At 65.9% G+C, this 24,113-nt stretch carries 25 protein-coding genes; 16 read left to right on the top strand and 9 right to left on the bottom strand.

Annotated elements, in window-relative coordinates; translation table 11 throughout:
• The first annotated feature begins 7 nt into the window (after positions 1–7).
• The 3 genes from ACFWCF_RS16295 to ACFWCF_RS16285 are packed head-to-tail and all read left to right on the top strand — an operon-like array spanning position 8 to position 4,054.
• The gene (locus ACFWCF_RS16295) at positions 8–2,083 is read left to right on the top strand and encodes a biotin carboxylase N-terminal domain-containing protein (RefSeq protein WP_378490327.1); all 2,076 of its coding nucleotides are present in this window, start codon (positions 8–10) and stop codon (positions 2,081–2,083) included.
• On the top strand, positions 2,080–3,240 hold the full coding sequence (locus ACFWCF_RS16290) for an acyl-CoA dehydrogenase family protein (protein ID WP_378563191.1): 1,161 nt from the start codon (positions 2,080–2,082) through the stop codon (positions 3,238–3,240). Before ACFWCF_RS16295 ends, ACFWCF_RS16290 begins: the two co-directional genes overlap by 4 nt.
• Before the next feature lie 13 nt (positions 3,241–3,253).
• Positions 3,254–4,054: an enoyl-CoA hydratase family protein gene (locus ACFWCF_RS16285; protein ID WP_378490329.1), complete on the top strand. Its 801-nt coding sequence runs from the start codon at positions 3,254–3,256 to the stop codon at positions 4,052–4,054.
• A 32-nt stretch (positions 4,055–4,086) separates the two neighbouring features.
• Here the strand turns inward: ACFWCF_RS16285 and ACFWCF_RS16280 are convergent, their stop codons facing one another.
• Positions 4,087–4,623: a TetR/AcrR family transcriptional regulator gene (locus ACFWCF_RS16280; protein WP_378563538.1), complete on the bottom strand. Its 537-nt coding sequence runs from the start codon at positions 4,621–4,623 to the stop codon at positions 4,087–4,089.
• Positions 4,624–4,724: 101 nt separating this feature from the next.
• Here ACFWCF_RS16280 and ACFWCF_RS16275 point away from each other — a divergent pair, with 101 nt between their 5' ends.
• The 7 genes from ACFWCF_RS16275 to tuf all read left to right on the top strand — a co-directional run bounded on the left by ACFWCF_RS16275 (position 4,725) and on the right by tuf (position 11,204).
• On the top strand, positions 4,725–5,354 hold the full coding sequence (locus ACFWCF_RS16275; protein WP_378490330.1) for a TetR/AcrR family transcriptional regulator: 630 nt from the start codon (positions 4,725–4,727) through the stop codon (positions 5,352–5,354).
• A gap of 11 nt (positions 5,355–5,365) precedes the next feature.
• Positions 5,366–5,932 carry a DUF3558 domain-containing protein gene (locus ACFWCF_RS16270; RefSeq protein WP_378563189.1) on the top strand — a complete coding sequence of 189 codons (567 nt, stop codon included), beginning with the start codon at positions 5,366–5,368 and terminating at the stop codon, positions 5,930–5,932.
• Between the two features lie 83 nt (positions 5,933–6,015).
• Positions 6,016–6,501 (top strand): DUF3558 domain-containing protein, encoded by a 486-nt coding sequence (locus ACFWCF_RS16265; RefSeq protein WP_378563535.1) that lies wholly within the window; start codon positions 6,016–6,018, stop codon positions 6,499–6,501.
• 332 nt (positions 6,502–6,833) lie between these two features.
• Positions 6,834–7,208 carry a 30S ribosomal protein S12 gene (rpsL, locus tag ACFWCF_RS16260; RefSeq protein WP_378490332.1) on the top strand — a complete coding sequence of 125 codons (375 nt, stop codon included), beginning with the start codon at positions 6,834–6,836 and terminating at the stop codon, positions 7,206–7,208.
• Positions 7,208–7,678, top strand: coding sequence for a 30S ribosomal protein S7 (gene rpsG, locus ACFWCF_RS16255; protein WP_378490333.1), 471 nt, complete (start codon positions 7,208–7,210; stop codon positions 7,676–7,678). Before rpsL ends, rpsG begins: the two co-directional genes overlap by 1 nt.
• Positions 7,679–7,818: 140 nt before the next feature.
• The gene (gene fusA / locus ACFWCF_RS16250) at positions 7,819–9,921 is read left to right on the top strand and encodes an elongation factor G (protein WP_378490334.1); all 2,103 of its coding nucleotides are present in this window, start codon (positions 7,819–7,821) and stop codon (positions 9,919–9,921) included.
• Positions 9,922–10,013: 92 nt separating this feature from the next.
• Positions 10,014–11,204 (top strand): elongation factor Tu, encoded by a 1,191-nt coding sequence (tuf, locus tag ACFWCF_RS16245; RefSeq protein WP_378490335.1) that lies wholly within the window; start codon positions 10,014–10,016, stop codon positions 11,202–11,204.
• 112 nt (positions 11,205–11,316) lie between these two features.
• On the opposite strand, the gene ACFWCF_RS16240 is transcribed toward tuf, so the two are convergent.
• Genes ACFWCF_RS16240 through ACFWCF_RS16220 form a run of 5 tightly spaced genes read right to left on the bottom strand, consistent with a single transcriptional unit; the run spans position 11,317 to position 13,918 of the window.
• Positions 11,317–11,880 (bottom strand): hypothetical protein, encoded by a 564-nt coding sequence (locus tag ACFWCF_RS16240; RefSeq protein WP_378490336.1) that lies wholly within the window; start codon positions 11,878–11,880, stop codon positions 11,317–11,319.
• Positions 11,877–12,926, bottom strand: coding sequence for a DUF6286 domain-containing Asp23/Gls24 family envelope stress response protein (locus tag ACFWCF_RS16235; protein ID WP_378490337.1), 1,050 nt, complete (start codon positions 12,924–12,926; stop codon positions 11,877–11,879). Before ACFWCF_RS16235 ends, ACFWCF_RS16240 begins: the two co-directional genes overlap by 4 nt.
• The gene (locus tag ACFWCF_RS16230; RefSeq protein WP_378490338.1) at positions 12,919–13,113 is read right to left on the bottom strand and encodes a DUF2273 domain-containing protein; all 195 of its coding nucleotides are present in this window, start codon (positions 13,111–13,113) and stop codon (positions 12,919–12,921) included. Before ACFWCF_RS16230 ends, ACFWCF_RS16235 begins: the two co-directional genes overlap by 8 nt.
• Positions 13,110–13,460, bottom strand: coding sequence for a hypothetical protein (locus tag ACFWCF_RS16225; protein ID WP_378490339.1), 351 nt, complete (start codon positions 13,458–13,460; stop codon positions 13,110–13,112). The genes ACFWCF_RS16230 and ACFWCF_RS16225 overlap by 4 nt, the downstream gene beginning before the upstream one ends.
• The gene (locus tag ACFWCF_RS16220) at positions 13,457–13,918 is read right to left on the bottom strand and encodes an Asp23/Gls24 family envelope stress response protein (protein ID WP_378490340.1); all 462 of its coding nucleotides are present in this window, start codon (positions 13,916–13,918) and stop codon (positions 13,457–13,459) included. The genes ACFWCF_RS16225 and ACFWCF_RS16220 overlap by 4 nt, the downstream gene beginning before the upstream one ends.
• 205 nt (positions 13,919–14,123) lie before the next feature.
• Here ACFWCF_RS16220 and ACFWCF_RS16215 point away from each other — a divergent pair, with 205 nt between their 5' ends.
• Both ACFWCF_RS16215 and ACFWCF_RS16210 read left to right on the top strand, forming a co-directional pair.
• Complete coding sequence (locus ACFWCF_RS16215) at positions 14,124–15,305, top strand: NAD(P)/FAD-dependent oxidoreductase (protein ID WP_378563185.1); 1,182 nt, start codon at positions 14,124–14,126, stop codon at positions 15,303–15,305.
• Positions 15,306–15,337: 32 nt separating this feature from the next.
• Positions 15,338–16,114 carry a glutamate racemase gene (locus tag ACFWCF_RS16210; protein ID WP_378490342.1) on the top strand — a complete coding sequence of 259 codons (777 nt, stop codon included), beginning with the start codon at positions 15,338–15,340 and terminating at the stop codon, positions 16,112–16,114.
• Positions 16,115–16,129: 15 nt separating this feature from the next.
• Here the strand turns inward: ACFWCF_RS16210 and ACFWCF_RS16205 are convergent, their stop codons facing one another.
• Positions 16,130–16,795: a TetR/AcrR family transcriptional regulator gene (locus ACFWCF_RS16205; protein ID WP_378490343.1), complete on the bottom strand. Its 666-nt coding sequence runs from the start codon at positions 16,793–16,795 to the stop codon at positions 16,130–16,132.
• An 82-nt stretch (positions 16,796–16,877) separates the two neighbouring features.
• Positions 16,878–17,240 (bottom strand): SPW repeat protein, encoded by a 363-nt coding sequence (locus tag ACFWCF_RS16200; RefSeq protein ID WP_378490344.1) that lies wholly within the window; start codon positions 17,238–17,240, stop codon positions 16,878–16,880.
• 264 nt (positions 17,241–17,504) lie between these two features.
• Here ACFWCF_RS16200 and ACFWCF_RS16195 point away from each other — a divergent pair, with 264 nt between their 5' ends.
• Positions 17,505–18,791, top strand: coding sequence for an MFS transporter (locus tag ACFWCF_RS16195; protein WP_378563183.1), 1,287 nt, complete (start codon positions 17,505–17,507; stop codon positions 18,789–18,791).
• On the opposite strand, the gene ACFWCF_RS16190 is transcribed toward ACFWCF_RS16195, so the two are convergent.
• Complete coding sequence (locus ACFWCF_RS16190; protein WP_378492884.1) at positions 18,775–19,830, bottom strand: 2Fe-2S iron-sulfur cluster-binding protein; 1,056 nt, start codon at positions 19,828–19,830, stop codon at positions 18,775–18,777. The two genes, ACFWCF_RS16195 and ACFWCF_RS16190, sit on opposite strands and share 17 nt — an antisense overlap.
• A gap of 312 nt (positions 19,831–20,142) precedes the next feature.
• Here ACFWCF_RS16190 and mdo point away from each other — a divergent pair, with 312 nt between their 5' ends.
• The 3 genes from mdo to ACFWCF_RS16175 all read left to right on the top strand — a co-directional run bounded on the left by mdo (position 20,143) and on the right by ACFWCF_RS16175 (position 24,103).
• Positions 20,143–21,414 (top strand): NDMA-dependent methanol dehydrogenase, encoded by a 1,272-nt coding sequence (gene mdo / locus ACFWCF_RS16185; protein WP_378563180.1) that lies wholly within the window; start codon positions 20,143–20,145, stop codon positions 21,412–21,414.
• 78 nt (positions 21,415–21,492) lie between these two features.
• Positions 21,493–22,551 (top strand): AAA family ATPase, encoded by a 1,059-nt coding sequence (locus tag ACFWCF_RS16180; RefSeq protein WP_378563177.1) that lies wholly within the window; start codon positions 21,493–21,495, stop codon positions 22,549–22,551.
• 16 nt (positions 22,552–22,567) lie between these two features.
• Positions 22,568–24,103 carry a VWA domain-containing protein gene (locus ACFWCF_RS16175; RefSeq protein WP_378563532.1) on the top strand — a complete coding sequence of 512 codons (1,536 nt, stop codon included), beginning with the start codon at positions 22,568–22,570 and terminating at the stop codon, positions 24,101–24,103.
• The last annotated feature ends 10 nt before the right edge of the window (positions 24,104–24,113 follow it).

The raw sequence follows: 24,113 nt of genomic DNA, 5'->3' as shown, positions 1-24,113 counted from the left end.
GTCCACAGTGAACGACACAGTCAGCAACTCGGCGTTCCACGCCGGCTTCGACACCGTGCTCGTCGCCAACCGCGGAGAGATCGCCCGCCGGGTCTTCGCCTCGTGCCGTCGCGGTGGCCTCGGCACCGTCGCAGTGTTCTCCGACGCAGACTCCGGTAGCCCGCACGTCGCCGATGCCGACGCCGCGGTCCGGCTCCCGGGCGTCGCACCGGCCGACACGTATCTGCGGGCCGACGCCGTCATCGCGGCCGCGCACGCAGCGGACGCGGATGCGATACATCCCGGATACGGATTTCTCTCCGAGAACGCCGAGTTCGCGCAGTCGGTCCTCGACGCAGGTCTCGTCTGGATCGGTCCACAACCCGACTCGATCTCTCGGATGGGTTCGAAGGTCGAGGCGAAGAAACTCATGGAGGATGCGGGGGTTCCGGTCCTCCCGGAACTCGATCCCGCCCAGGTCACCGACGCCGACCTGCCGGTGCTCGTCAAAGCGTCTGCCGGCGGAGGCGGACGAGGCATGCGGATCGTGCGGTCGGTGGACGACCTGCCCGCTCAGCTCGAGGCCGCCCGCCACGAAGCGGAATCGGCGTTCGGCGATCCGACGGTGTTCTGCGAGCGCTACCTCGAAACCGGTCGGCACATCGAGGTACAGGTCCTCGCCGATCGGCACGGCACCGTGTGGGCCGTCGGTGAGCGAGAATGCTCCATCCAGCGCAGGCACCAGAAGGTCGTCGAGGAAGCACCGTCCCCGCTCGTCGATTCGATCCCCGGCATGCGCGAGAAGTTGTTCGACGCTGCGCGCCGCGCCGCCGAAGCCATCGGTTACGAAGGTGCGGGCACCGTCGAATTCCTCGCCTCCGGTGAATCGGGGGAGTTCTACTTCCTCGAGATGAACACCCGGCTGCAGGTCGAGCATCCCGTCACCGAATGCGTGACCGGCCTCGACCTGGTCGATCTGCAACTGCACATCGCCGCAGGCGGCCGACTCGACCCCGAACCGCCGCCGGTCCGCGGACATTCGATCGAGGTCCGGCTCTACGCCGAGGACCCCGCCCGCGATTGGCAGCCGCAGACGGGCGTCGTGCACAGGATCGCGGTACCGGGAGCGGAAACCGAATTCGGGATACTGCGCAGCACCGGGATCCGCCTGGACTCGGGAGTCGTCGCCGGATCGCACGTGGGAACTCACTACGACGCGATGCTCGCGAAGGTGATCTCCTACGCACCGACGCGGATGCAGGCCGCACGGCTGCTTGCGAAAGCGCTCGTGGGAGCGGAGATCCACGGCATCCGCACGAATCGCGATCTGCTGGTCAACGTTCTCCGGCACCCCGCATTCCTCGCGGGTGAGACCGATACCGCGTTCTTCACCACGCATGATCTCGCCGTGTTATCGGAACCGGTCGCAACGCTGGAGGCAGAAGCGATCTCGGCTCTGGCCGCCGCACTGGCGGAGTCCGAGCACAATCGCGCCGCTGCAACCGTCGATTCGGGACTCCCTGCCGGATGGAGGAACCTGGTGTCGGCGCCGCAGACCAAGACATACACCGGGATCCACGGTGAACACGAAATTCGGTATCGGCACAGCAGGAGCGGACCGGTCGTCGATGGTTCGGCCGACGTCGTCGTCGAGTGCACTCCCGAACGCGTCGTCCTCGACCGCGGCGGGGTGCACCGTAGATTCACCATCGCCCGATACGGCGGCACCGCCCAAGGCAGTACCGTCCACGGCGACACCGTGTACGTCGATTCAGCGCTCGGACCGGTCCGACTCGAGGTGGTGCCTCGTTTCGCCGACCCTGCGTCGCACCGCGCAGTGGGCTCGCTGCTCGCTCCCATGCCGGGATCGGTGCTCCGGCTCGGCGCGGCCCTCGGCGACACCGTGGCCGCGGGGCAGCCGATCCTGTGGCTCGAGGCGATGAAGATGGAGCACACCGTCACCGCGCCGGGGACAGGGATACTCACCGAACTCAATGTCGATGTCGGCTCGCAGGTCGACGTCGGCGCAGTGCTGGCCGTGGTGTCCGCCGAAGGCCCGCTATCGGACGAAGAACAATCCGCAACGTCAGGAGCACCGGAATGATCGTCACCGAAACCGAAGAACAACAGGAACTTCGATCGGCCGTAGCGTCTCTGGCGCAGCGCTACAACTATATGGATTACGTGCTGCCGAAATCGCGCAGGAACGAGCCGCTCACCGAACTATGGGCGGAGGCATCGAAACTCGGGTTTCTCGGCGTGAACCTCCCCGAGGAGTACGGCGGCGGTGGTGCCGGAATCTACGAGTTGGCGCTGGTACAGGAGGAACTCGCGGCGCACGGATGCGGTCTGTTGCTCGTGGTCGTCTCGCCGGCGATCTGCGGAACCATCATCTCCAAGTACGGAACGGCGGACCAGAAGCAGCAGTGGTTGCCCGGACTCGCCGACGGCACGAAGATCATGGCATTCGGAATCACCGAAGCCGACGCAGGTTCGAACTCCCACAAGATCGGTACCGTCGCCAAGCGTGACGGCGACGACTGGATCCTGTCGGGCAACAAGGTGTTCATCTCCGGCGTCGATCAGGCGGACGCGGTACTGATCGTCGCCCGCACCGAGGATGCGGTCAGCGGAAAGCTCCGTCCCGCACTGTTCATCGTGCCCACCGGGACCGACGGGTTCGTCAAGACCCCGATGGAGATGGACATCATCGAACCCGATCGACAGTTCTCGCTTTTCCTCGATGACGTCCGTCTTCCCGCGGACGCACTCGTGGGTGAACCGGATGCGGCGCTCGCGCAGTTGTTCGCCGGGCTCAACCCCGAACGTATCCTCGGTGCCGCCATGGCGGTCGGAATGGGTCGCTACGCGCTCGATGCCGCGGTGAAGTACGCGAACGAACGCACAGTGTGGGAGCAACCGATCGGTGCACACCAGGGCATCGCACATCCCCTGGCGCAGCGCAAGATCGAGGTCGACCTCGCCAAACTGATGATGCAGAAGGCCGCGTCGCTCTACGACAGCGGCGACGATTTCGGTGCCGCCGAAGCCGCAAACATGGCCAAGTACGCCGCGGGGGAGGCTGCCATCGCCAGCCTGGACCAGGCAATCCAGACACACGGCGGGGGAGGGCTCACCAAAGAGTACGGACTCGCCGCGATGCTCGGCGCCGCCAGGATCGCACGGGTGGCCCCGGTCAGCCGCGAGATGATCCTCAATTTCGTGTCGCAGCACTCGCTGGGACTGCCGCGCTCCTACTAGGGCAGGGAACATCATGACGCACACCGAATCCGCCGATCCGCTCGTACGCTACGACGTCGCGCACGGTGTCGCGACACTGACATTGGACTCGCCGCACAACCGCAACGCTTTGTCGTCGACCCTGCTGCATCAGCTGAGGCGGGGACTCGACGACGCGGCTGCGGACCCGCACGTGCGCTCGGTCGTGCTCACGCATACCGGTGGAACATTCTGTGCCGGAGCGGATCTGCGTGAGGCCGGCGGGGCCGATTCGGCAGGCACGCCGCAGAAGGCGGCCGCGCAGCGCACCCTCGAAATGTCCGACCTGCTGCGGCAGATCCTCGACACGCCCAAACCTGTTGTCGGGCAGATCGACGGTCATGTGCGGGCAGGCGGAATGGGAATCGTCGGTGCCTGCGATGTCGTCGTAGCGGGTCCGCGAACGACCTTCGCGCTCACCGAAGCGCGCCTAGGGCTGGCCGCCTCGATCATCTCCCTCACGGTGTTGCCGAGGTTGTCACCACGGGCGGCCTCGCGGTACTTCCTCACCGGTGAGCGATTCGGTCCGGAAGAAGCCCTCGCGTACGGGCTGGTGACGATCACCGCCGACGACCCCGCAGGCACCGTTGCGGAACTGCTCGCCGAGTTCCGCGAGTGCTCACCGCAGGGCCTCGCAGAATCGAAGCAGCTGCTGACACGGGGGATGCTCGAGGATTTCGATCGGTACGGCGCAGATCTCGCCGCACAATCGGCACGGTTGTTCGGTTCGGCCGACGCGGTAGAGGGGATGGCGGCGTTCCTGCAGAAACGACCGCCCTCGTGGGCCCGGAGATGACGCACCGGCCGCCTCGACCCGGGCCGTTCGATTCAGCGATCCACGGTGGCCAGCAGTTCGCGCAGGATGCATTCGAGCCCCCACCGCAGCGTGTCCGGTGCGGGCAGTGGAACGGTCTGCTGATAACCGACGAGGCAGTAGAGGGAGGTGCGGGCGAAGCCTTCGGCAGCCTCGCCGACGCCCAGGATCGCGGACGTCGCTTCCACGACAACCAGATACCGCTGGTAATCGACGGTGGCCTGCACGGACCGGACTTCCGCGTCGGTGTGCGCCCAGCCGCGGATCGAGGACTCAGCGCTGTGGGGGAGACCGCACGCGAAATCGATCAGCATCTCGAGGCGTCGGATCGGGGACGCTTCGAGGCGCGCGGTCGCGGCGAGCCGGATCGTCTGCCGTTCGAGCCAGTTCTCGAGGAATTCCTTACGGAACTGGGCCCAGCTGGCGAAGTAGTTGTAGAACGACCCCGTGGTGACATCGAGGTGCGAACACAATTGCGCCTGCTTGAGCGCCCCGTAATCGTTCGACGAGAGGAGTTCGATCGCCGCATCGAAATAGTCCTCGCGTCTCACCAATGTCGACACAGTGAAACTGCCCTTCTGTTTCGTCCCGAAGTACGAGTGTACGGAGCCGCGATTTGTGCGTACGGTCTCGGGACCGGAGGAAGGCACAGATGACGCGCGAACCGAAGCAGGACCGCAGCAGAGCGACACGTCGACGTCTGCTCGAAGCCACCATCGACACCCTTGCCGAATCCGGCTGGGCTGCGACCACGGTCGGCGTCGTCGCACAGCGTGCCGGTGTCTCGCGCGGTGCGACGCAACACCACTTCCCGACCCGGGAGGACCTCATCACCGCGGCCCTCGAGTTCATGTTCGACAGCCGTATGGATCAGGTCCGCGACGAGAACCTCGAGCTCGTATCCGGCGACGCGCACACCGAGCGGGTCGTCGCCGGCATCATCGAGCAGTACTCCGGAACCTTGTTCAAGGCGGCGCTGCAGGTCTGGACGGCGGCTGCAGCCGATCCTGCCCTGCGTGAACGCATCGTGCCTCTCGAGGAGCGGTTCGGACGGGTCGCGCATCGCGCCGCGATCGAACAACTCGGCGCCGACGATTCCGACCCCGTCGTCCACCGCATGGTCCAGGCGACCCTCGACCTCGCGCGGGGACTGGGCCTAGCAGATGTCCTGACCGACGATTCGCGTCGCCGCGCCGAGATCGTGAGGCACTGGGCCGCTCAGCTCGACACGGTCCTGGTCGATGCGCGCAGTCGACAAGCGAGCGCGCGTACGGCTGGGTAGTGTCTGTGCACATGCCTGTCGAGGGGACCGGGCGCACCGGGAGGATATCGGGGATCGTGGCGATGGCCGCGCTCGCCGGAGTGTTCGTGGCGGGATGTGGATCATCCGCCGACGATCAGGGCGGCAGCGGCCCGGAAACGACCGGGCTGCAGGTCACCGAACCCGGGCCGTTCTTCGGCGAATGCGGTTCGATCTCGGACGACGAGGTCCAGGCGGCCTTTGCGCTGGGGGAGTTCTCCGCGGTCACCCGGAACTCGGTGGGATGCGAATGGGAAACCTACGTCGGTGGTCCGAGCGTGAGTTTCTCGTGGTATCGAGGCAGCCCGATCGGCCGTGAACGTGCGGGATCGGATCTGATCGGACGGCCCGCGGTCGATGTCGAGATCGGCGGTCATCCCGGATTCATGGGGTCGGCTCAGAACGAACTCGGCCAGACCGTGCTGTGCGAGATCGGTGTGGATTTCGGTGGCGATTTCATCCACTGGTCGGTGACGTACGCGAACTTCACACCGACGGCCGATTCGTGCGCCGTTGCGCGGGACCTCGCCGAGCTGAGCGTGGAGAGGTCGCAGTCATGAACGTGGGCACGCACCCGACCGGCACGCACTTCAGGCTTCGTCGCATCATCGTGAGCGTCGTTGCGCTAGGGGCGGCCCTGCTGATGGTCGCCGGATGTGCGCGCAGCATCGAAGGCCACGCGGTGCCGCAGGGCGCAGGTGGCTGGCCGGGACTGTCAGCGGAGTTCACGAAACTGCTCACCGAATGCGACGCCGTCGCCGACGACAAGATCGCGGAGACGGTGGGTGCGACGGCGGTGTACCGGGGGTTCTTCGGCGCGATCTGCCGGTGGGAGGGGGACAGTCCGGCAGGAGTAGTGAAGGTCACGTTCAACTGGTTCGAGACCGGATCGCTCGATCATGAGCGCAATGCAGGTGAAGAGCTCGGCTACTCGGTCGAGAACACCACCGTCGAAGGCAGGCGGGCCCTGCAGATGCGCCGGCCGAACGACCCGTTGTCCTGTGGTGTTTCCGCCGGTGCCGCGACCACGGGGATCTTCGGATGGTGGGTCCAATACGCGACCGGTGGTGCCGACCCGTGTGAGGCTGCTGCTACGTTGGCACGGCTCACCCTCAACCTCAGCAGTTGACTTCTCGCTCATGCCGCGCCGACGTGCGCGGTCATTCGTCGCGTCTCGCTTTGACCGCATGCGCCGCCGCCGGGTATCGTTGTGGGTCGTGTCCGGCCTGACCGGACCGATCTGTGTGCCTATGCGAGGCGATGCCGTACGCGCGGTCTGTAGATATCTGCAGGTGCGAGTCCCCGGCTGCCTGTGTGGGGGTACGCGACACACCCGACCTCGTGTACGCACGGGGTGCGAGTGCGGGGCAGTTGCTTTTTTGTCCCAACCGATGGATCCCTAATTTCAGAACAGCCAGTGTTGCTCGCCTGAGCAGCTTCAGACAACGAGAAAGCCGATAGATGCCAACTATCAATCAGCTGGTCCGTAAGGGTCGCCGCGACAAGACCGCCAAGGTCAAGAGCGCGGCACTCAAGGGCAGCCCGCAGCGTCGTGGCGTGTGCACCCGCGTGTACACCACCACCCCGAAGAAGCCGAACTCCGCGCTTCGTAAGGTTGCTCGTGTGCGCCTGACCACGTCGATCGAGGTCACCGCGTACATCCCGGGTGAGGGCCACAACCTCCAGGAGCACTCGATGGTGCTCGTGCGCGGCGGTCGTGTGAAGGACCTCCCCGGTGTGCGTTACAAGATCATCCGTGGCTCGCTCGACACCCAGGGTGTCAAGGGCCGCAAGCAGGCACGTAGCCGCTACGGAGCGAAGAAGGAGAAGGGCTGATGCCACGTAAAGGTCCCGCTCCGAAGCGTCCCCTCATCGCCGACCCGGTCTACGGTTCGCCGCTGGTCACCCAGCTCGTGAACAAGATCCTCGTGGACGGCAAGAAGTCCACTGCCGAGCGCATCGTCTACCAGGCGCTCGAACAGGCTCGCGAGAAGACCGGCACCGATCCGGTCGTCACGCTCAAGCGCGCGCTCGACAACGTCAAGCCCGCACTCGAGGTGCGTAGCCGTCGTGTCGGTGGCGCCACCTACCAGGTGCCGGTCGAGGTTCGCCCCGGTCGTTCCACCACGCTGGCGCTGCGCTGGCTCGTCACCTTCTCGCGTCAGCGTCGTGAGAAGACCATGGTCGAGCGTCTCGCCAACGAGCTTCTCGATGCCAGCAACGGCCTCGGTGCCGCTGTGAAGCGTCGCGAGGACACGCACAAGATGGCTGAAGCCAACAAGGCGTTCGCGCACTACCGCTGGTGAGTCGACGCCGGTCGGGTGGATCTCGGATGATCCCCCGATCGGCTGCTCGCACATCTGTGTCGGTCCGTAAAGGCCGGCTGACATCATAAGAAATGTGGTCCGCACCAAGGACCGACACGAGCTACGAGCGGGGTTTACCTGTGGCACAGGAAGTGCTGACCGACCTGAACAAGGTCCGCAACATCGGCATCATGGCGCACATCGATGCCGGTAAGACCACCACCACCGAGCGCATCCTCTTCTACACCGGTCGCAACTACAAGATCGGCGAGACCCACGACGGTGCTTCGACCACCGACTGGATGGAGCAGGAGAAGGAGCGGGGTATCACCATCACCTCCGCTGCGGTCACCTGTTTCTGGAACAACAACCAGATCAACATCATCGACACCCCCGGCCACGTCGACTTCACGGTCGAGGTCGAGCGGTCGCTGCGCGTCCTCGACGGCGCCGTTGCCGTGTTCGACGGCAAGGAGGGCGTCGAGCCCCAGTCCGAGCAGGTCTGGCGCCAGGCTGCCAAGTACGACGTCCCGCGCATCTGCTTCGTCAACAAGATGGACAAGATGGGCGCGGACTTCTTCTTCACCGTGCAGACCATCATCGACCGTCTCGGCGCGAAGCCGCTGGTCCTGCAGATCCCGATCGGTGCCGAGGACGACTTCGACGGTGTCGTCGACCTCGTCGAGATGAAGGCGCTCACCTGGCGCGGCGTCACCCCGATCGGCACGGAGGCCACGGTCGAGGAGATCCCCGCAGATCTCGCCGACCTGGCCGCCGAATACCGCGAGAAGCTGCTCGAGACCGTCGCCGAGTCCGACGAAGTGCTCATGGAGAAGTACTTCGGCGGTGAGGAGCTCACGGTCGCCGAGATCAAGGGCGCCATCCGTAAGCTGACCGTCAACTCCGAGCTGTACCCGGTCATCTGTGGCACCGCGTTCAAGAACAAGGGCGTCCAGCCCATGCTCGACGCGGTCATCGACTACCTGCCGACTCCGCTCGACATCGGTGAGGTCCACGGCCACAAGCTGAACGACGAGGAAACCGACCTCACGCGTAAGCCGAGCAAGGAAGAGCCGTTCTCGGCGCTCGCCTTCAAGATCGCTGCGCACCCGTTCTTCGGCAAGCTCACCTTCGTGCGCGTGTACTCCGGCCGTCTCGATCCCGGCCAGCAGGTGCTCAATGCCACCAAGGGCAAGAAAGAGCGCATCGGCAAGCTCTTCCAGATGCACGCCAACAAGGAGAACCCGGTCGACGAGGCCGTCGCGGGCCACATCTACGCGATGATCGGCCTGAAGGACACCACCACGGGCGATACCCTGTGCGACCAGACGAACCCGATCGTTCTCGAGTCGATGAGCTTCCCGGACCCGGTCATCCAGGTCTCCATCGAGCCGAAGACCAAGTCCGACCAGGAGAAGCTGGGCACCGCGATCCAGAAGCTCGCCGAAGAGGACCCGACGTTCTCCGTCGAGCTCGACGAGGAGACCGGCCAGACCGTCATCGGCGGTATGGGCGAGCTCCACCTCGACATCCTCGTCGACCGCATGCGTCGCGAGTTCAAGGTCGAGGCCAATGTCGGCAAGCCGCAGGTCGCGTACCGCGAGACCATCACCAAGGCTGTCGAGAAGCACGACTACACGCACAAGAAGCAGACCGGTGGCTCCGGCCAGTTCGCGAAGGTCATCATCGCTCTCGCACCCTTCAAGGGCGAGGACGGCGCGACCTACGAGTTCGAGAACAAGGTCTCCGGTGGTCGCGTCCCGCGCGAGTACATCCCGTCGGTGGATGCCGGTGCCCAGGATGCCCTGCAGTACGGCGTCCTCGCGGGATACCCGCTGGTCAATGTCAAGGTCACGCTCCTCGACGGTGCGTACCACGATGTCGACTCGTCCGAAATGGCGTTCAAGATCGCCGGCTCCCAGGCGCTGAAGGAAGCGGCACGCAAGGCCGCCCCGGTGATCCTCGAGCCGCTGATGGCTGTCGAGGTCACGACACCCGAGGAGTACATGGGTGACGTGATCGGCGACCTCAACTCCCGCCGTGGCCAGATCCAGGCCATGGAGGAACGCAGTGGTGCCCGTGTCGTGAAGGCGCTGGTTCCGCTCTCGGAGATGTTCGGTTACATCGGGGACCTGCGGTCGAAGACCCAGGGCCGCGCGAACTTCTCCATGGTGTTCGATTCCTACGCAGAGGTTCCGTCGAACGTCTCGAAGGAAATCATCGCCAAGGCCACCGGCGAGTAACCTTCGGGTTGGGACCGGTCGTCTGCACGACCAAGTAATACAAACCGCACTGCTGCATACTGCACGCAACAACAGTCCAGGAGGACATTCCAGTGGCGAAGGCGAAGTTCGAGCGGACCAAGCCGCACGTGAACATCGGCACCATCGGTCACGTCGACCATGGCAAGACGACGACCACGGCTGCGATCACCAAGGTGCTGGCCGACAAGTTTCCGGATCTCAACGAGAGCTTCGCGTTCGACCAGATCGACAAGGCTCCCGAGGAGAAGGCTCGTGGCATCACGATCAACATCTCCCACGTCGAGTACCAGACCGACAAGCGCCACTACGCGCACGTCGATGCTCCCGGTCACGCGGACTACATCAAGAACATGATCACCGGTGCTGCTCAGATGGACGGCGCGATTCTCGTTGTCGCCGCCACTGACGGCCCGATGCCGCAGACGCGCGAGCACGTGCTGCTCGCTCGCCAGGTCGGCGTGCCCTACATCCTCGTTGCCCTGAACAAGGCCGACATGGTCGACGACGAGGAAATCCTCGAGCTCGTCGAGATGGAGGTCCGCGAGCTCCTCGCTTCGCAGGAGTTCGACGAGGACGCTCCGGTCATCCCGATCTCTGCTCTCAAGGCTCTCGAGGGCGACGAGAAGTGGGTCCAGTCGGTCGTCGACCTCATGCAGGCCGTCGATGACTCGATCCCGGACCCGGTCCGCGAGACCGAGAAGCCGTTCCTCATGCCCGTCGAGGACGTCTTCACGATCACGGGTCGCGGCACGGTCGTCACCGGCCGTATCGAGCGTGGCGTGGTCAACGTGAACGAAGAGGTCGAGATCGTCGGCATCAAGGAAACGTCGACCAAGACCACGGTCACCGGCATCGAGATGTTCCGCAAGCTGCTCGACCAGGGCCAGGCCGGCGACAACGTCGGTCTCCTCGTCCGCGGCATCAAGCGTGAGGACGTCGAGCGCGGCCAGGTCGTCATCAAGCCGGGCACCACGACTCCCCACAAGGAGTTCGAGGGCCAGGCCTACATCCTCAACAAGGAAGAGGGCGGCCGTCACACGCCGTTCTTCAACAACTACCGTCCGCAGTTCTACTTCCGTACCACGGACGTGACGGGCGTTGTGACCCTTCCCGAGGGCACCGAGATGGTCATGCCCGGTGACAACACCGAGATGTCCGTCAAGCTGATCCAGCCGGTCGCCATGGACGAGGGCCTCCGCTTCGCGATCCGCGAGGGTGGCCGTACCGTCGGCGCCGGTCGCGTCACGAAGATCATCGCGTGAGCTGATACTCACTGACGCTCGAACGGCGTCCACCCTTCGGGGTGGACGCCGTTCGGCGTTTCTGAGCAGAGACAGAGTTGTTGCGCAGTGGGCGGTCGGCCCGGACGACAGCTCAGCGGCCTTCGCCCGCCGGATCCAGATGCAGCAGCACCTGCGTTGCGACACGTGCACCACCGACCGCGGCAGCGGCCCGACGCGCGGCGTCCTCGGCGGCGGCCGTGAACTCGGAGATATCGATGCCGGGCTCGGCGTGGACGGTCACCGACAGCGTCGGCAGGTGCCGTTCCACCACCGCACGACCACGCACGGAGCGGACGCCATGGAAGGTTTCCAGTTCTCGCGCCACACCGGTTGCGACCGGACCGAGATCGACACCGAGCGTCGCGTCGGTCACCTCGTCGTACAGCTCCACGGTCGAGGTACGTCGCCGCGACAGATTCACCACCAGCAGTACTATCCCGATCGTGCATCCCGCGGCCAGGACGGTCCACAGGGCGGGCGTCCACCACGGCTGGTCGGGCAGGTCCATGATGAGTGGCCGATCCAGCTCGGCGAGTCGCTCGCGTGCGAACGGCACCCGCCACACCCATGCCAGCGCGAACGCGCCGGCGCCGAGGAGCGCGCAGCCCACCGCGAACGCGAAGAAGCGGTTGACGAGTACGGTGCGGAGTTTCACGGCAGGGTTCCCGTTTCGGTGGGGGCGTGCGCCTCGTGGCGCGACACCTTCAGAACCAGCGGAATCGGATCTGCGAGCAGAGCGAGTCGCGGTTCCAATTCTGCGCGAAGGGTGGCGCTGAGATCGTCGGTCGTGCTGTCGGACGCTGCGACCACACGGATCAGCGCGCGCCTGCGGTCGACGACGGTCCGTGCGTTGAGCACACCGGGCAGGGCGGACGCACGTGCACTGCACATCCGGGCGATGTCGGTCCGCCGCATCCAGACGGTCGGAACCTCGCCGGACAGCCTCAGTGGCAGATGGGTGCGCCTGCGCGGCTTCAGTGCCACCACGATCGCAGCGAGTCCGAGAAGCGCGAGCAGCACGGCAACGGGCGCGATCCACGGATGCCAGTGCAACCGCCCGAACCATTCGAACGAGTTCCTGATCCAGGGTGCGCCGCCGTAGGTGCCGCGGACGATGAGCAGTTCCCGTGCCGCGACGAATGCGAGACCGAGCGCTCCGATCGCGATCAGTGCCGCGGCGGGTGCTGCGGCCGGTGTCGCGAGCGGCGGAAGCGGCGACACCAAGGGGATGTCGGAGCGAGGCCCGGGGTGCCCGGCGACGATGTCGGATTCCAGATATTCGACGGGCACCGACTGTTCGGACGGCTCGTCCTCGACCGCGCGCGCGGTCGAGACGATCAGCACGTTGAGTTCGTGCACCACCAGACCGGTGTACTCGTGAAGATGCCACGCGACGGCGTCGTGGACGCGACGTGTGAGCGCAGCGGCGTCGTAGGGCCATTCTGCCGCGATGTACAGGTTCACTGCCACGGCACTTCCCGCGGTGATCACCTCGGCGCGTGGCAGCTCTCTGCCCGTGAGCAGGCTCAGATTGCTGCTCTGCCGGACGACGTGCGGGACCTGCAGCGCGGCTGCCGCGGCAATCCGCTCGATGGCGCGGTCTTTGATGGTGAGGCTGCCGCGCGATCCGGCGAGATCGACCGACTCCTGTTCGGACGGCGCGGCCGGTGCGGCAGAAGTCGGTGTTGCAGGATCAGCCACGGCCACGACTTCGCAACAGCGCACCCAGGTCGAGGATGCCGTCGCGGTGCGCGCCGATGGACGCACCGAGGGCGCCCAGCAGTACTGCGAACAACAGTCCGCTGAATCCGCCCAGAATTCCGGCGAGTGCCAGCAGGAGACCTGCGATGAGTCCGACGACGGTGTTGGTCGTTGGGGTGTGGTTCACGATGTCACCTGTTTCTCTGCGGAGGCCTGTTCGGCGAGGGGCTCGCGGATGTCCTGGAACACCACGCTCACCGGCCCGCCGACGACGGGTTCGACATATCGCCGCACTGCCTCTCCGAGCGCGGGAAGATCGGCGGGGTAGAGGGCTGTCACGTGGATCTCGCACCCACGTGGGCCCAGCCGGATTCCGGCGACCCGCCGGCCCGGCAGATACGTGGCGATCTCACCGAACTCACCACTGTGCAGACCGGCGATCCCGGCGATGCCCAGCACCGTGTTCGCGACATCGTCGACGAGATCTGCCTCGTGGCGGCAGGCAGGGTTGGGGGCATCGCGGTTCGAATTCACTGCACGCGCGGTTTCTGTTCTGCCGCGGCGTTTGCCGCCTCGTCCGGAAGGACGACGTCGAACACGGTGATGTTGACTTCGGTGACTTCGAGTCCGGTCATGCGCTCGACCGCCATGATCACGTTGTGACGGATGGCGACGGCCAGTTCGTGGAGCGCGACGCCGTACTCGGCGACGATGCCGATGTCGATCGCGGCCTGTGTCTCGCCGACCTCGACTGCGACCCCTTGACCGTGGTTGATCCGAGCTCCCGGAATCCGGTCGCGCAGGGCCCCGACAACGCGTGCGGTACCGGCGCCGACGTCGAACACCCCGCTGATCTCGCGGGTTGCGAGTCCGGCGATCTTCGCGACGACGGCGTCGGCGATGATCGTCCGCCCCTGGGTGTCGACCGGGCCCGGAGACGAACCCGTCCCGAATTGCACGCGGCTGATACCTGCGCCGCTGTCGCTCGTCATGAAAGCTCCTCGGTAGTTCGTCGGTGGGGCTGTGCCGGTCGCGTGTGCAGATCTGCGTTGTACGGTCGACTCTAATTATCCGCCCGGCCGGAGGTGATGTGCCGCGCAGAGACGATCGACGCTCTGTTCACCGTCACTTGTATTTGGTATGAAGACCCGAAGCATTCACGTGGCATACGTCACGACCTCAGAAGGATGGACTCAGGTGGCAGTTGATCGGATCGTCGTTGTCGGAGCGGGACTCGCCGGTGTGCGAACCGCGGAGGAATTGCGCCGCGCAGGGTTCGAGGGCGAACTGGTCCTGGTGGGCGACGAGGAGCACCTCCCGTACGACCGCCCGCCGCTGTCGAAGGACGTCCTTCGCGGCGACCGCGACGACACCACCCTGCGCCCGCAGGAGTTCTTCGAGGAGCAGAAGATCGATCTGCGGCTCGGCAGCCCGGCCGCGTCCGTGGACACCGCCGCCCAGACCCTCACGTTCGCGGACGGAACCGAACTGAGCTACGACGAGCTGGTCATCGCCACAGGCCTGCGCCCACGCAGGATCCCGGGCTTGAAGGAACTCGCCGGCGTGCACGTCTTACGATCGATGGACGACAGCCGCGCTCTGCGGGGCGAGGTCGTATCGGGCGCCCGTGCTCTCGTGGTCGGGGCCGGGTTCATCGGGTGCGAGGTGGCCGCGAGTCTGCGGGCCAAGGGCGTCGAGGTCGTGCTCGTCGAGCCACAGGAGACTCCGCTGGCGTCCGTTCTCGGCACCGAAGTCGGTTCGCTGGTCGCGCGGCTGCACACCGACGAGGGTGTCGATGTACGGGCAGGAGTAGGCCTGACCGAACTCCGCGGCGACGAGCGCGTCACCTCCGCGGTACTCGGCGACGGGTCCGAGATCGACGTCGACCTGGTGGTGCTCGGTATCGGATCGATACCGGTCACCGAGTGGCTCGACGGTTCGGGTATCGAACTCGACAACGGTGTGGTGTGCGACGAGGTGGGTCGCGCGTCGGCTCCCCACGTGTGGGCGGTCGGCGACGTCGCATCCTGGCAGCTACCGGAAGGCGGCCGCAAGCGCATCGAACACTGGACCAACGCGGGTGAGCAGGCCACGGTACTCGTCAAGGCCCTCGTCTCGGGCGACGTGGGTGTCGCGTCTGCGGTGCCCTACTTCTGGAGCGACCAGTACGAGATCAAGATCCAGGGGCTCGGCGCGGTACGCGGCGACGACACCGTGCACGTCGTGCGCGACGACGGCCGCAAGTTCCTGGCCTTCTACGAACGCGACGGCCGACTCGTCGGTGTGGTCGGCGGTGGAATGCCGGCTCAGGTGATGAAGAACCGGATGAAGATCGCAGCGGGCGCGCCCATCGAGGAGTTGCTCGCCACCATGGCGTGAGCCCGGTGGCCCGGACCCGATAGATTCGTAGGGTGATCGTTGCTCTCATCGACTCGGGTTTCGGGCTGCTGCCGACGTCCGCGTGGTTGCGACGCCTGCGTCCCGACCTCGACCTGATGTTGTCGATGGACCCCGCAGGCGCACCATGGGGTCCCAAGCCGTCCGACTGGGTGATCGAACGTGTGGTCACGACGGCGCGGCGGGCAGTGGACCGGGGAGCCCACGTCGTGGTGCTGCCGTGCAACACCGCATCCGTGACGGCTCTCGAACACGTGCGCGCCGACCTCGGCGACGGTGTGCCCGTCGTGGGCACGGTTCCCGCGATCAAGCCGGCAGCCGCCGCGTGCGGGTCGGTTGCGATCTGGGCGACCGCGGCGACCACCGCGAGCCGATACCAGGCAGATCTGATCGCACAGTTCGCGAACGGCAGCGACGTTGTCGGGGTCGCGTGCCACGGTCTCGCCGATGCGATCGACCGCGGCGACCGGGCCGGGGCAGCCGCCGCGATCGCCTCTGCCGTCGAGCGGACCCCCACCGACGTCGAGGGCGTCGTGCTCGGGTGCACGCACTATCCGCTCGTCTCGGACACGATCACGGCGCAACTGCCGCTCGGGGTTCGCCTGTTCGACAGCGCCGAGGCCGTCGCACTGCAGACACTCCGACGAATCGACACGCTCGGTCGGACGTCGAGGGGCTCCGGGCGCGTCGAGGTGTTCCTCAGCGGTGAGTCCGGAACACTTCCCGCGGGCGCCGGCGCATTCGCGGCGGGCCGCGAGTTGCTCGAGGCGTCCTCGAACCCGATCGGCTGACGTGCGCTCGGCCCGTCAGTGTAGAGCTGTTGTCGGGCCCAAGGCTGTTGTCGGACCCAAGCGGGCCAGCATCCTCGGTAACGGCGTCATCCCCGACATTCCGGCCGCAATCAGGCGTGCCACGTTCTGCAGTTCCTCGTGGGCTCGCGGTAGACCGTCGCGTCCGAACAGCCGGTCCGTCGTAGCGGCCGAGAGCATCGCCGAGACCCATGTCGTCGCCGCTGTGCGCACGGCGTTCACCGACACCGGTGCCGGTGTACTGGCCTGGAGCACGCGCATCGTCGTGTCGTGGAGATAGGCGCGGAGGGTCCGCAGGTGGCTGCGCACATCGGTGTGTGTTTCGGCCTCCCGCCAGACGATCACGCGGAGCACCGAGGAGTCGTTGTGTCCGAGGTTGAGGGCCGTGTCGAGATTGACCAGGCTTGTTGCAGGATCGCCCGGCGCAACCAGCGCGAGGACATCGGAGATCGGTTCGGTGGGGAGACGTTCGGCGATCAACGCATCGAGGACGGCTTCCTTGGAAGGGAAATAGTAGAAGATCAGGCCCTTCGGTACGCGGGCTGCCGTCGCGATGGCGGTGGTGGCGGTCGCGTCGAAGCCCTGCTCGGCGAACAAGGTCTCGGCGGCGTCGAGGATGCGAGTGCGGGTGGTGGGGTTCGCGTTCGCGCGGTAGGCGTTCACTGATCACCTCCGGGGGAGAAGGCCACTGCGACGCCGGTGGCGCCGGGAGCAACCGGCCCCACCGGCGGGACAGTGATCGGATTCAGTGATGCGTGGCCAAGCGGCCTCCATGCATGCGGGTGTTCATGGCGGGCAGCGCAGCGACCGCGACGACCACGGTCAGCACACCGACGATCCACGCGGTCCACGACGCCCCGCCGAAGGCGGTGTACGACATGACCCACGGGGAGATGAACAGCAGTGCGCCGAAGATTCCCATCGCATAGTCGATCGATGCCATCGTGGGGCGCATGATCTGCGCGATACCGCACAGGGCGACGAGTGCACCGAGGACGACGAGCGACCACGTGGCGTTGGTATTCGTGTCCAACCAGAGCGGTGACAGGGCGGCGAATACGCCGAGAACGACGGCTACATAGTCCTGCAGCCGGCTGTCGGAGAACATGGTGAGCCTCCTTCGGGTGATGGTTCGTGAGAATGTGTCCCCACTCCTCGGTATAGGCCTGATCGACCGGTCGGTCAATGTTGAGGAGAGTTGCTAAGTGATAAATCTTTCTGCAGGTGGAGTGACCTTTTCGGTGTTGATCGTGACGTAGGCGAAATATTCTCTCCGCGGAGGATGTTCCACAAGCAGCAGCGCCGCGACGCGGCGCTGCTGCTTGCACTCGTAGCTTTGTTTCCTATTCGCTGTTTCCCTGCTGGAGGTTCGATGGTCTCGCCCGCCCCATCCGCTGACGGGTCTCGTGTGTTCGGATTCGCGGTGATGGGGGTGGGGGCGTTCACCCTCACCGGATCGTCGTCGGTGCCGTCGCCTCTGTATCCCGTCTACCAGGAGATGTGGGGATTCTCGGCGGCGGTGCTCACCGTGGTCTTCGCGATCTACGTCGTTTCTCTCCTCGCGACGCTGCTCACCGTCGGTGCGTTGTCCGACCGCATCGGTCGTCGTCCGATCATCGGGGCAGCGATGGTGATTCTCGCGATCTCGATGGTCGTGTTCATCTTCGCCGACAATGTCGGGTGGTTGATCGCGGCGCGCATCATCCAAGGGTTGGCGGTGGGCACTGCCACGGGAGCAGTTGCCGCGGGGATGATCGATCTGCAACCCAACCCTCGGGTCGGTCCGCTGATCAACAGCATCGCGCCGTCGTTGGGGCTCGGCCTGGGCGCGGCGGGCGCCGGTCTGCTGGTTCAGTTCGCGCCGTTCCCGACGGTGTCGAGCTATGCGCTCATCGTGGTCCTCGCGATCGGAATCGTCATCGCTCTCCTGTTCGTGCCGGAGAATTCGCAGCCCACAGGGTTCTCCTCTCGGGGAGACGCACTGCGTGCACTGAAACCGAGCGTGGCGTTACCCCAGGAGGTGCGTGCGCAGTTCTTCTTGGTATTGCCGTGTTTGATGTCGGCATGGGCGCTCGGGGGCCTGTACATGTCGCTGGGAACGTCGATCGTCGACGTGGTGTTCGGTATCGACGACAGGTTGGTTGCAGGTCTTGCGGTCGCGACGTTGTTCACGTCGGGCTCGGTCGCGGCGGTGCTCATGCGGCGCTTCCCGGAACTTCGGGTCGTGGTCACAGGTGTGGTCCTGCTCGCGACCGGCGTCGTCGTGGTGGTGGGTGGTCTGCTGTCCGGCGTGGTGGCCGTGTATTTCGTGGGCACGGCGATCGCAGGGTTCGGGTGGGGATCGACGTTCCTGGGCGCCATGGGCATCGTCGGCAGGCTGGGTCGCTCCAATCAGCGAGCACAGATCTTCGCGACCACCTTCGTGGTCTGCTATCTCGCGTTCTCGGTTCCCGCGATTGCCGCCGGGGTGGCCACGGGCATGTTCGGGCTCACCGCCACCGCGGTCGGATACAGCGCCATCGTCGCGACGCTCGCGCTCACGTCCGGGGTCGTGCTGGTGCTGCGTCGGCCGAAGCCGCAGCCGGTTCGCCTCGAGGAGGTCGCGCCGGTGCCGGCCGAGCCGCACACCGGCCCGGTGGTCGTCAGAACTCGATCTTGAGGGTGTCGGTGACGGGGCGCGCCTGGCAGCCCAGGATGTAGCCGGCCTCGATGTCCTCTGGATCGAGGACATCGCAGTGTTCCATCTCGACCTTGCCCTCGAGGACAGTGCACGCGCATGAGCCGCACTCACCCTCCTGGCACGAGTACGGCACGTCGATGCCCTTGGCCAGCATGATGTCGACGAGCGTCTGCTTGCGGGGCCACGACAGGGTGTGGACTTCCCCGTCGAGTTCGACCTCGACGGTTGCGGCGTCGGCGGCCTCCTCGTCGCTGATCTCGACGGGCTCGTGGTCGGCGAACGGATCGCCGGCGAGCGAGTTGAACACCTCGGCATGCACGCTGGTGCGCGGCATGCCCGCATCCTGGAGCGCATGATGCACGGCGTCCATGAAGGGGCCCGGGCCGCACATGAACGCCTCACGATCGGCGAACGGGGCTGCGATGGTGGCGAGCTGTGCTGCAGTGGGCAGACCCTGCACCGATTCGAGCCAGTGCACGATCGTGAGCCGATCGGCGTGCTTCTCGCCGAGTGCGCGCAGTTCGTCGGCGAAGATGACCGACTTCTCGTCGCGGTTGGCGTAGACGAGCGTGACCTTGCCGGACCCCTGGGTCAGCGCGGACTTGAGGATCGAGATCACCGGGGTGATGCCGCTGCCTGCCGCGAAGAGCAGGAAATCGTGGTCGAAGGACTTCGGCGTGAACACCCCGGACGGGGGAAGGACCTCGATGTTGTCGCCCGCGGAGATGCGGTCGCACAGCCAGTTGGAGCCGTACCCGTCGGACGTGCGCTTGATCGTCACCTTGGGGGCGTCGTCGGTGAACGGTGAACTTGCCAGGGAGTAGCAGCGCGCGACCGAGCCGGTCCGGTCGCTCGGGATGCGCAGCGTCAGGAACTGGCCGGGCTTGTACTCGAATTTCTCACGCAGGTCCTCGGGCACAGCGAAGACGATCGAGCGGCTGTCGGGCGTTTCCTCGATGACGGCAGACACGGTGAGAACCACCGATCGCGACCCGTGCGGCACCTCGACTGTCGTCATGGGAAATGTCACCTCTCGTGCGAGCGTGGGGCGGCGGTGTGCTGCTCACCACAATTCTAGAACGTGTTCTAGTTTGAAGAATACCAGCCGAACGGCGGCACCGACACGCTACCGGGAACGAGTCCGGTAGCGCTGCCCGTCCCGTTCGCCGCCGGTCCACCTGCCCGATCGGGCAGTCCTGCCGCCGCGACCGGACGGTTTTCGCGCGCAGGGCTTCTCCCGGAGAATCCTCTGGTCGATCGTTGGTCGGGCATGAGGCGTACATCACACCCCTCCGCTCATCACGCCCCCCGATTCTCGAGGAGAACCACGATGGCAATCGAGCTCAACCAGATCTGGGATTTCCCCATCAAGGAATTCCACCCCTTCCCGCGCGCACTCATGGGAGTCGGAGCCCACGACATCATTGGTGTCGAGGCCAAGAATCTCGGGTTCAAGCGCACTCTGTTGATGACCACCGGCCTGCGTGGCTCCGGAATCATCGAGGAACTGATCGGCAAGATCGAGTACCAGGGTGTCGAGGTCGTCCTGTACGACAAGGTCGAGTCCAACCCCAAGGACTACAACGTCATGGAAGCGGCAGCGACCTACCAGAAGGAGAAGTGCGACTCGATCATCTCCGTCGGCGGCGGCTCGAGCCACGACGCCGCGAAGGGCGCGCGCGTCGTCATCGCGCACGATGGTCGCAACATCAACGAGTTCGAGGGCTTCGCGAAGTCCACGAACAAGGAGAACCCGCCCCACATCGCTGTGTCCACGACGGCAGGCACCGGCTCGGAAACGTCCTGGGCGTACGTCATCACCGACACCTCCGACATGGATCATCCACACAAGTGGGTCGGCTTCGACGAGGCAACGATCGTCACTCTGGCCATCGACGATCCGCTGCTCTACTACACCTGCCCGCAACACTTCACGGCGTACTGCGGATTCGACGTCCTCGCTCATGGTTCGGAGCCGTACGTCTCGCGCCTGGACTTCGCGCCGTCGCTCGGTAACGCCCTGTATTCGATCGAACTCGTCTCGAAGCATCTGCGGGAAGCCGTGTTCGAGCCGCGGAATCTGAAGGCGCGCGAGGGCATGATGAATGCCCAGTACATCGCAGCGCAGGCATTCAACTCCGGTGGTCTCGGCATCGTGCACTCCATCTCGCACGCGACATCGGCGTTCTTCGACAGCCACCACGGCCTCAACAACGCCATCGCGCTTCCTCGGGTGTGGGAGTACAACCTGCCGTCCCGGTACGAGCACTACGCCCGCATTGCGACCGCGATGGGCGTCGACACCCGCAACATGACCACCGTGCAGGCTGCCGATGCCGCAGTCGAGGCGGCGATCCGGCTCGCACAGGACGTCGGGATTCCCGACAACTTCGGGCAGGTCCGCACCGACTCGTACGACAAGAACCGGATGAACACCGGCAAGTACGTCGGCCGCGGCGAGACCATCCCGGGCGACGAGAAGACGGTACGGGCGATCTCCGAGCACATCCAGGGCGACTGGTGCACCCCGGGTAATCCCCGTGAGGTCACCGTCGAGTCGATGATCCCCGTCGTCGATCACTGCATCAACGGCACGTACTGACCGATCCTGTCTTCCCGGGCGCGTGGGCGTACTCCGCGTCCGGGAAGACACTCCAGCATTGCGACAGGGAGCTCCACGATGACATCGTTCGCCACCGGCGCCGAACTGAAGGACGCGCTTCGCCGGCACGACTACATCGCCGACGACGAATTCGCGACGGTCGTACATCTCGCGACCGCACTCGAACGACCGCTGCTGCTCGAAGGTCCGGCCGGTGTCGGCAAGACCGAACTCGCCAAGGCACTTGCCGCGGCCGGAGGCCGCACACTGGTGCGACTCCAGTGCTACGAGGGACTCGACGACAGCCGCGCGCTCTACGAATGGGACTACGCCAAACAGCTGTTGCACGTGCAGATGCTGCGCGACCGCGTCGGCGAAATCCTCTCGGAACATCCCGATCTCGCCGATGCCTCCCGATTCCTCGCAGACCAGGACTTCGGGCTCTATTCCGAGAAATTCCTGTCGGTGCGGCCCCTGCTCGAAGCGGTGCTCTCACCTGAGCCGGTGGTACTGCTCGTCGACGAGGTGGACCGTACCGAAGAATCGATGGAGGCGTTGCTGCTCGAGGTGCTCGCCGAGCGGCAGGTCACCATCCCCGAGGTCGGCACATTCACGGCACGCTCGATTCCGTGGGTCATCCTCACCTCCAACGACACCCGTGAATTGTCGCCCGCGCTCAAGCGTCGCTGCCTCCACTATCACGTCGGATATCCGACGCCCGAGCGGGAACGCGAGATCGTCACCGCCCGAGCTCCCGAAGTGTGCGCCGAGACGGCGGGCCGGATCGTGGAACTGTCCCGCACCCTGCGGGAGTTCCCCCTGCGCAAGAGTCCGTCCGTCGCCGAGGTCATCGACGCGGCCCGCGCCGCGACGGTGTTGAAAGCCACGGGACACGAGGCGGAGTCGAGTCCGGGCTCATGGGACGGCATGCGCGACATCCTGCTCTCGACGCTGCTCAAGTACACCGGCGACGTCGAACTTGCCAAGAGTCGACTGGACGGACCCGGCCAGGCGACCACGGTGGACTCGAACGACAGCCCCGCGGAACGGGTCACCGTTGCGTCGCGTCCGGCCGACACCACGACGTCGGTGTTCAGGGGACGCGGCGGCAGTGCCGGTGTCCGCGCGCGGAGGTGAGCCGGCCGTGCACTCGATGACCGTCGGTGTCGACGCACACGGCACGACCGGCAATCCGAGCCTGGCGCTGGATGTGGTGTCCGCGGTGTTCGCTCTGCTGTTGCGGCGACACGGGGTGGCCGCATCACCCGCGGAGACCATCGAGATCCGTCGGGTCCTCGGTTTCGTCGGTGGTCGCGACCGCGACACACTGCGTGCATGCCTGCGCGCGGTGTGCGCGAAGTACCCACACGAGCGTTTGGGGTTCGAACGTGCCTTCGACATCCTGTTCGGGGCCGTCGATGCCGCGACGCACGAACCCGGCCGCGACGAGCCCCGCGCGGTGTTCGCCGACACGCTGCCCACGGCGCTCGACCTCGACGACGACCCGAGCCTGGCTCGGTACGCCGAATACAACGAACGTGCCGCAGAGGTGGGCGATCACTTCGACACTCCGGATGCAGAGAAGGGATTCAACCCGCACAAGGACGACGACGATGTGTCGATGACATCGTCGGATGCCGAGTTGTCCGTGGACACCGGCTCCGACTCGGGCAGGCGCGGCGTCACCTACACGGTCTCGGTCGACCGTGCCGGGACCGCCACGGTCGGTGAGCTGTCCGCGGATCCGGGCGCCGTCGTGGCGGGTTCGCTGTCGTGGGATGACCCGGCGTCGATCCTGGCGTGGCTCGACGCCTACGACCCGCACCGCAGCTACGGGGGCGAGTCGTCCGACGAGCCACTCACGGAGGCCCAGCTGAGCCGACTCGTCGACGCGGTCGAGGCGTTCGTGGCGTCCCTCGCCGGGGCGGCGTTGCCGGGCGAAGACGGCTTCGACGCACCGGAGGCGCGCGATCCCGCAGGCATCGACCGGGCCGAGATCGAACTCGCGTGTCATGAGGTGTTGCGGCGGATGCGTGGTCCCGCGCGGCCTCGTCCCCGCGAACTGGCCCGTGGCAGACTCGACATGCGCCGTACCGCTCGCGCCGGAATGCGCACCGACGGAGTGCCGTTCCACCTCGTTGTCCGTGCGCCACGCCCGGATCGCGTGCGGCTGCTCGTGCTCGCCGACGTGTCGCTGTCGGTCCGTCCGATCACCGCGTTCACGCTGCGCCTCGCGCAGGCGATGCACGGTCGCGCGCATCGCTGTCGGGTGGTCGCGTTCGTGGATCGCCCGGTGGACGTGACGCAGCAGTTGCTCGCTGCCGACGGAGACGGTGCGCTGGCTGCGGTGCTTGCGCACCCCGGCGTGGATCTCGAGGCAAGCAGCGATTACGGCAGGACGTTCGACGAACTGCTCGCCGAACACGCGGGCTCGATCGACAACCGAACCTCGGTTCTGGTCGTGGGGGACGGGCGGTGCAACGGGTTGCCGGCGCGGGTCGATCAGCTCGAAGAGCTGCGGCGACGGGTTCACCGTCTGGCGTGGATCACGCCCGAGCCTGAGCGGTACTGGTCCCAGGCGACGTGCGCGATGCCCGACTACGCGGATGTGTGCGATCACGTCGTCGTTGCGCATGACGGGGCACAATTACTCTCGCGCGCAGCGGAACTCGGCCACGCACTTCGGTGATCGGTGCGTG

Source organism: Rhodococcus sp. NPDC060090 (assembly GCF_042729855.1).
Classification (GTDB): Bacteria; Actinomycetota; Actinomycetes; order Mycobacteriales; family Mycobacteriaceae; genus Rhodococcus.
This window is presented reverse-complemented; position numbering and strand designations above follow the sequence as displayed.

Bases quoted from the DNA above. Each gene is read 5' to 3' on its own strand.
- ACFWCF_RS16290 (WP_378563191.1), top strand. From the start codon at position 2,080: ATGATCGTCACCGAAACCGAAGAACAACAGGAACTTCGATCGGCCGTA.
- ACFWCF_RS16285 (WP_378490329.1), top strand. From the start codon at position 3,254: ATGACGCACACCGAATCCGCCGATCCGCTCGTACGCTACGACGTCGCG.
- ACFWCF_RS16275 (WP_378490330.1), top strand. From the start codon at position 4,725: ATGACGCGCGAACCGAAGCAGGACCGCAGCAGAGCGACACGTCGACGT.
- ACFWCF_RS16270 (WP_378563189.1), top strand. From the start codon at position 5,366: ATGCCTGTCGAGGGGACCGGGCGCACCGGGAGGATATCGGGGATCGTG.
- ACFWCF_RS16265 (WP_378563535.1), top strand. From the start codon at position 6,016: ATGGTCGCCGGATGTGCGCGCAGCATCGAAGGCCACGCGGTGCCGCAG.
- rpsL (WP_378490332.1), top strand. From the start codon at position 6,834: ATGCCAACTATCAATCAGCTGGTCCGTAAGGGTCGCCGCGACAAGACC.
- rpsG (WP_378490333.1), top strand. From the start codon at position 7,208: ATGCCACGTAAAGGTCCCGCTCCGAAGCGTCCCCTCATCGCCGACCCG.
- ACFWCF_RS16220 (WP_378490340.1), bottom strand. From the start codon at position 13,918: ATGACGAGCGACAGCGGCGCAGGTATCAGCCGCGTGCAATTCGGGACG.
- ACFWCF_RS16200 (WP_378490344.1), bottom strand. From the start codon at position 17,240: ATGTTCTCCGACAGCCGGCTGCAGGACTATGTAGCCGTCGTTCTCGGC.
- ACFWCF_RS16195 (WP_378563183.1), top strand. From the start codon at position 17,505: ATGGTCTCGCCCGCCCCATCCGCTGACGGGTCTCGTGTGTTCGGATTC.
- ACFWCF_RS16190 (WP_378492884.1), bottom strand. From the start codon at position 19,830: ATGACGACAGTCGAGGTGCCGCACGGGTCGCGATCGGTGGTTCTCACC.
- mdo (WP_378563180.1), top strand. From the start codon at position 20,143: ATGGCAATCGAGCTCAACCAGATCTGGGATTTCCCCATCAAGGAATTC.
- ACFWCF_RS16180 (WP_378563177.1), top strand. From the start codon at position 21,493: ATGACATCGTTCGCCACCGGCGCCGAACTGAAGGACGCGCTTCGCCGG.
- ACFWCF_RS16175 (WP_378563532.1), top strand. From the start codon at position 22,568: ATGACCGTCGGTGTCGACGCACACGGCACGACCGGCAATCCGAGCCTG.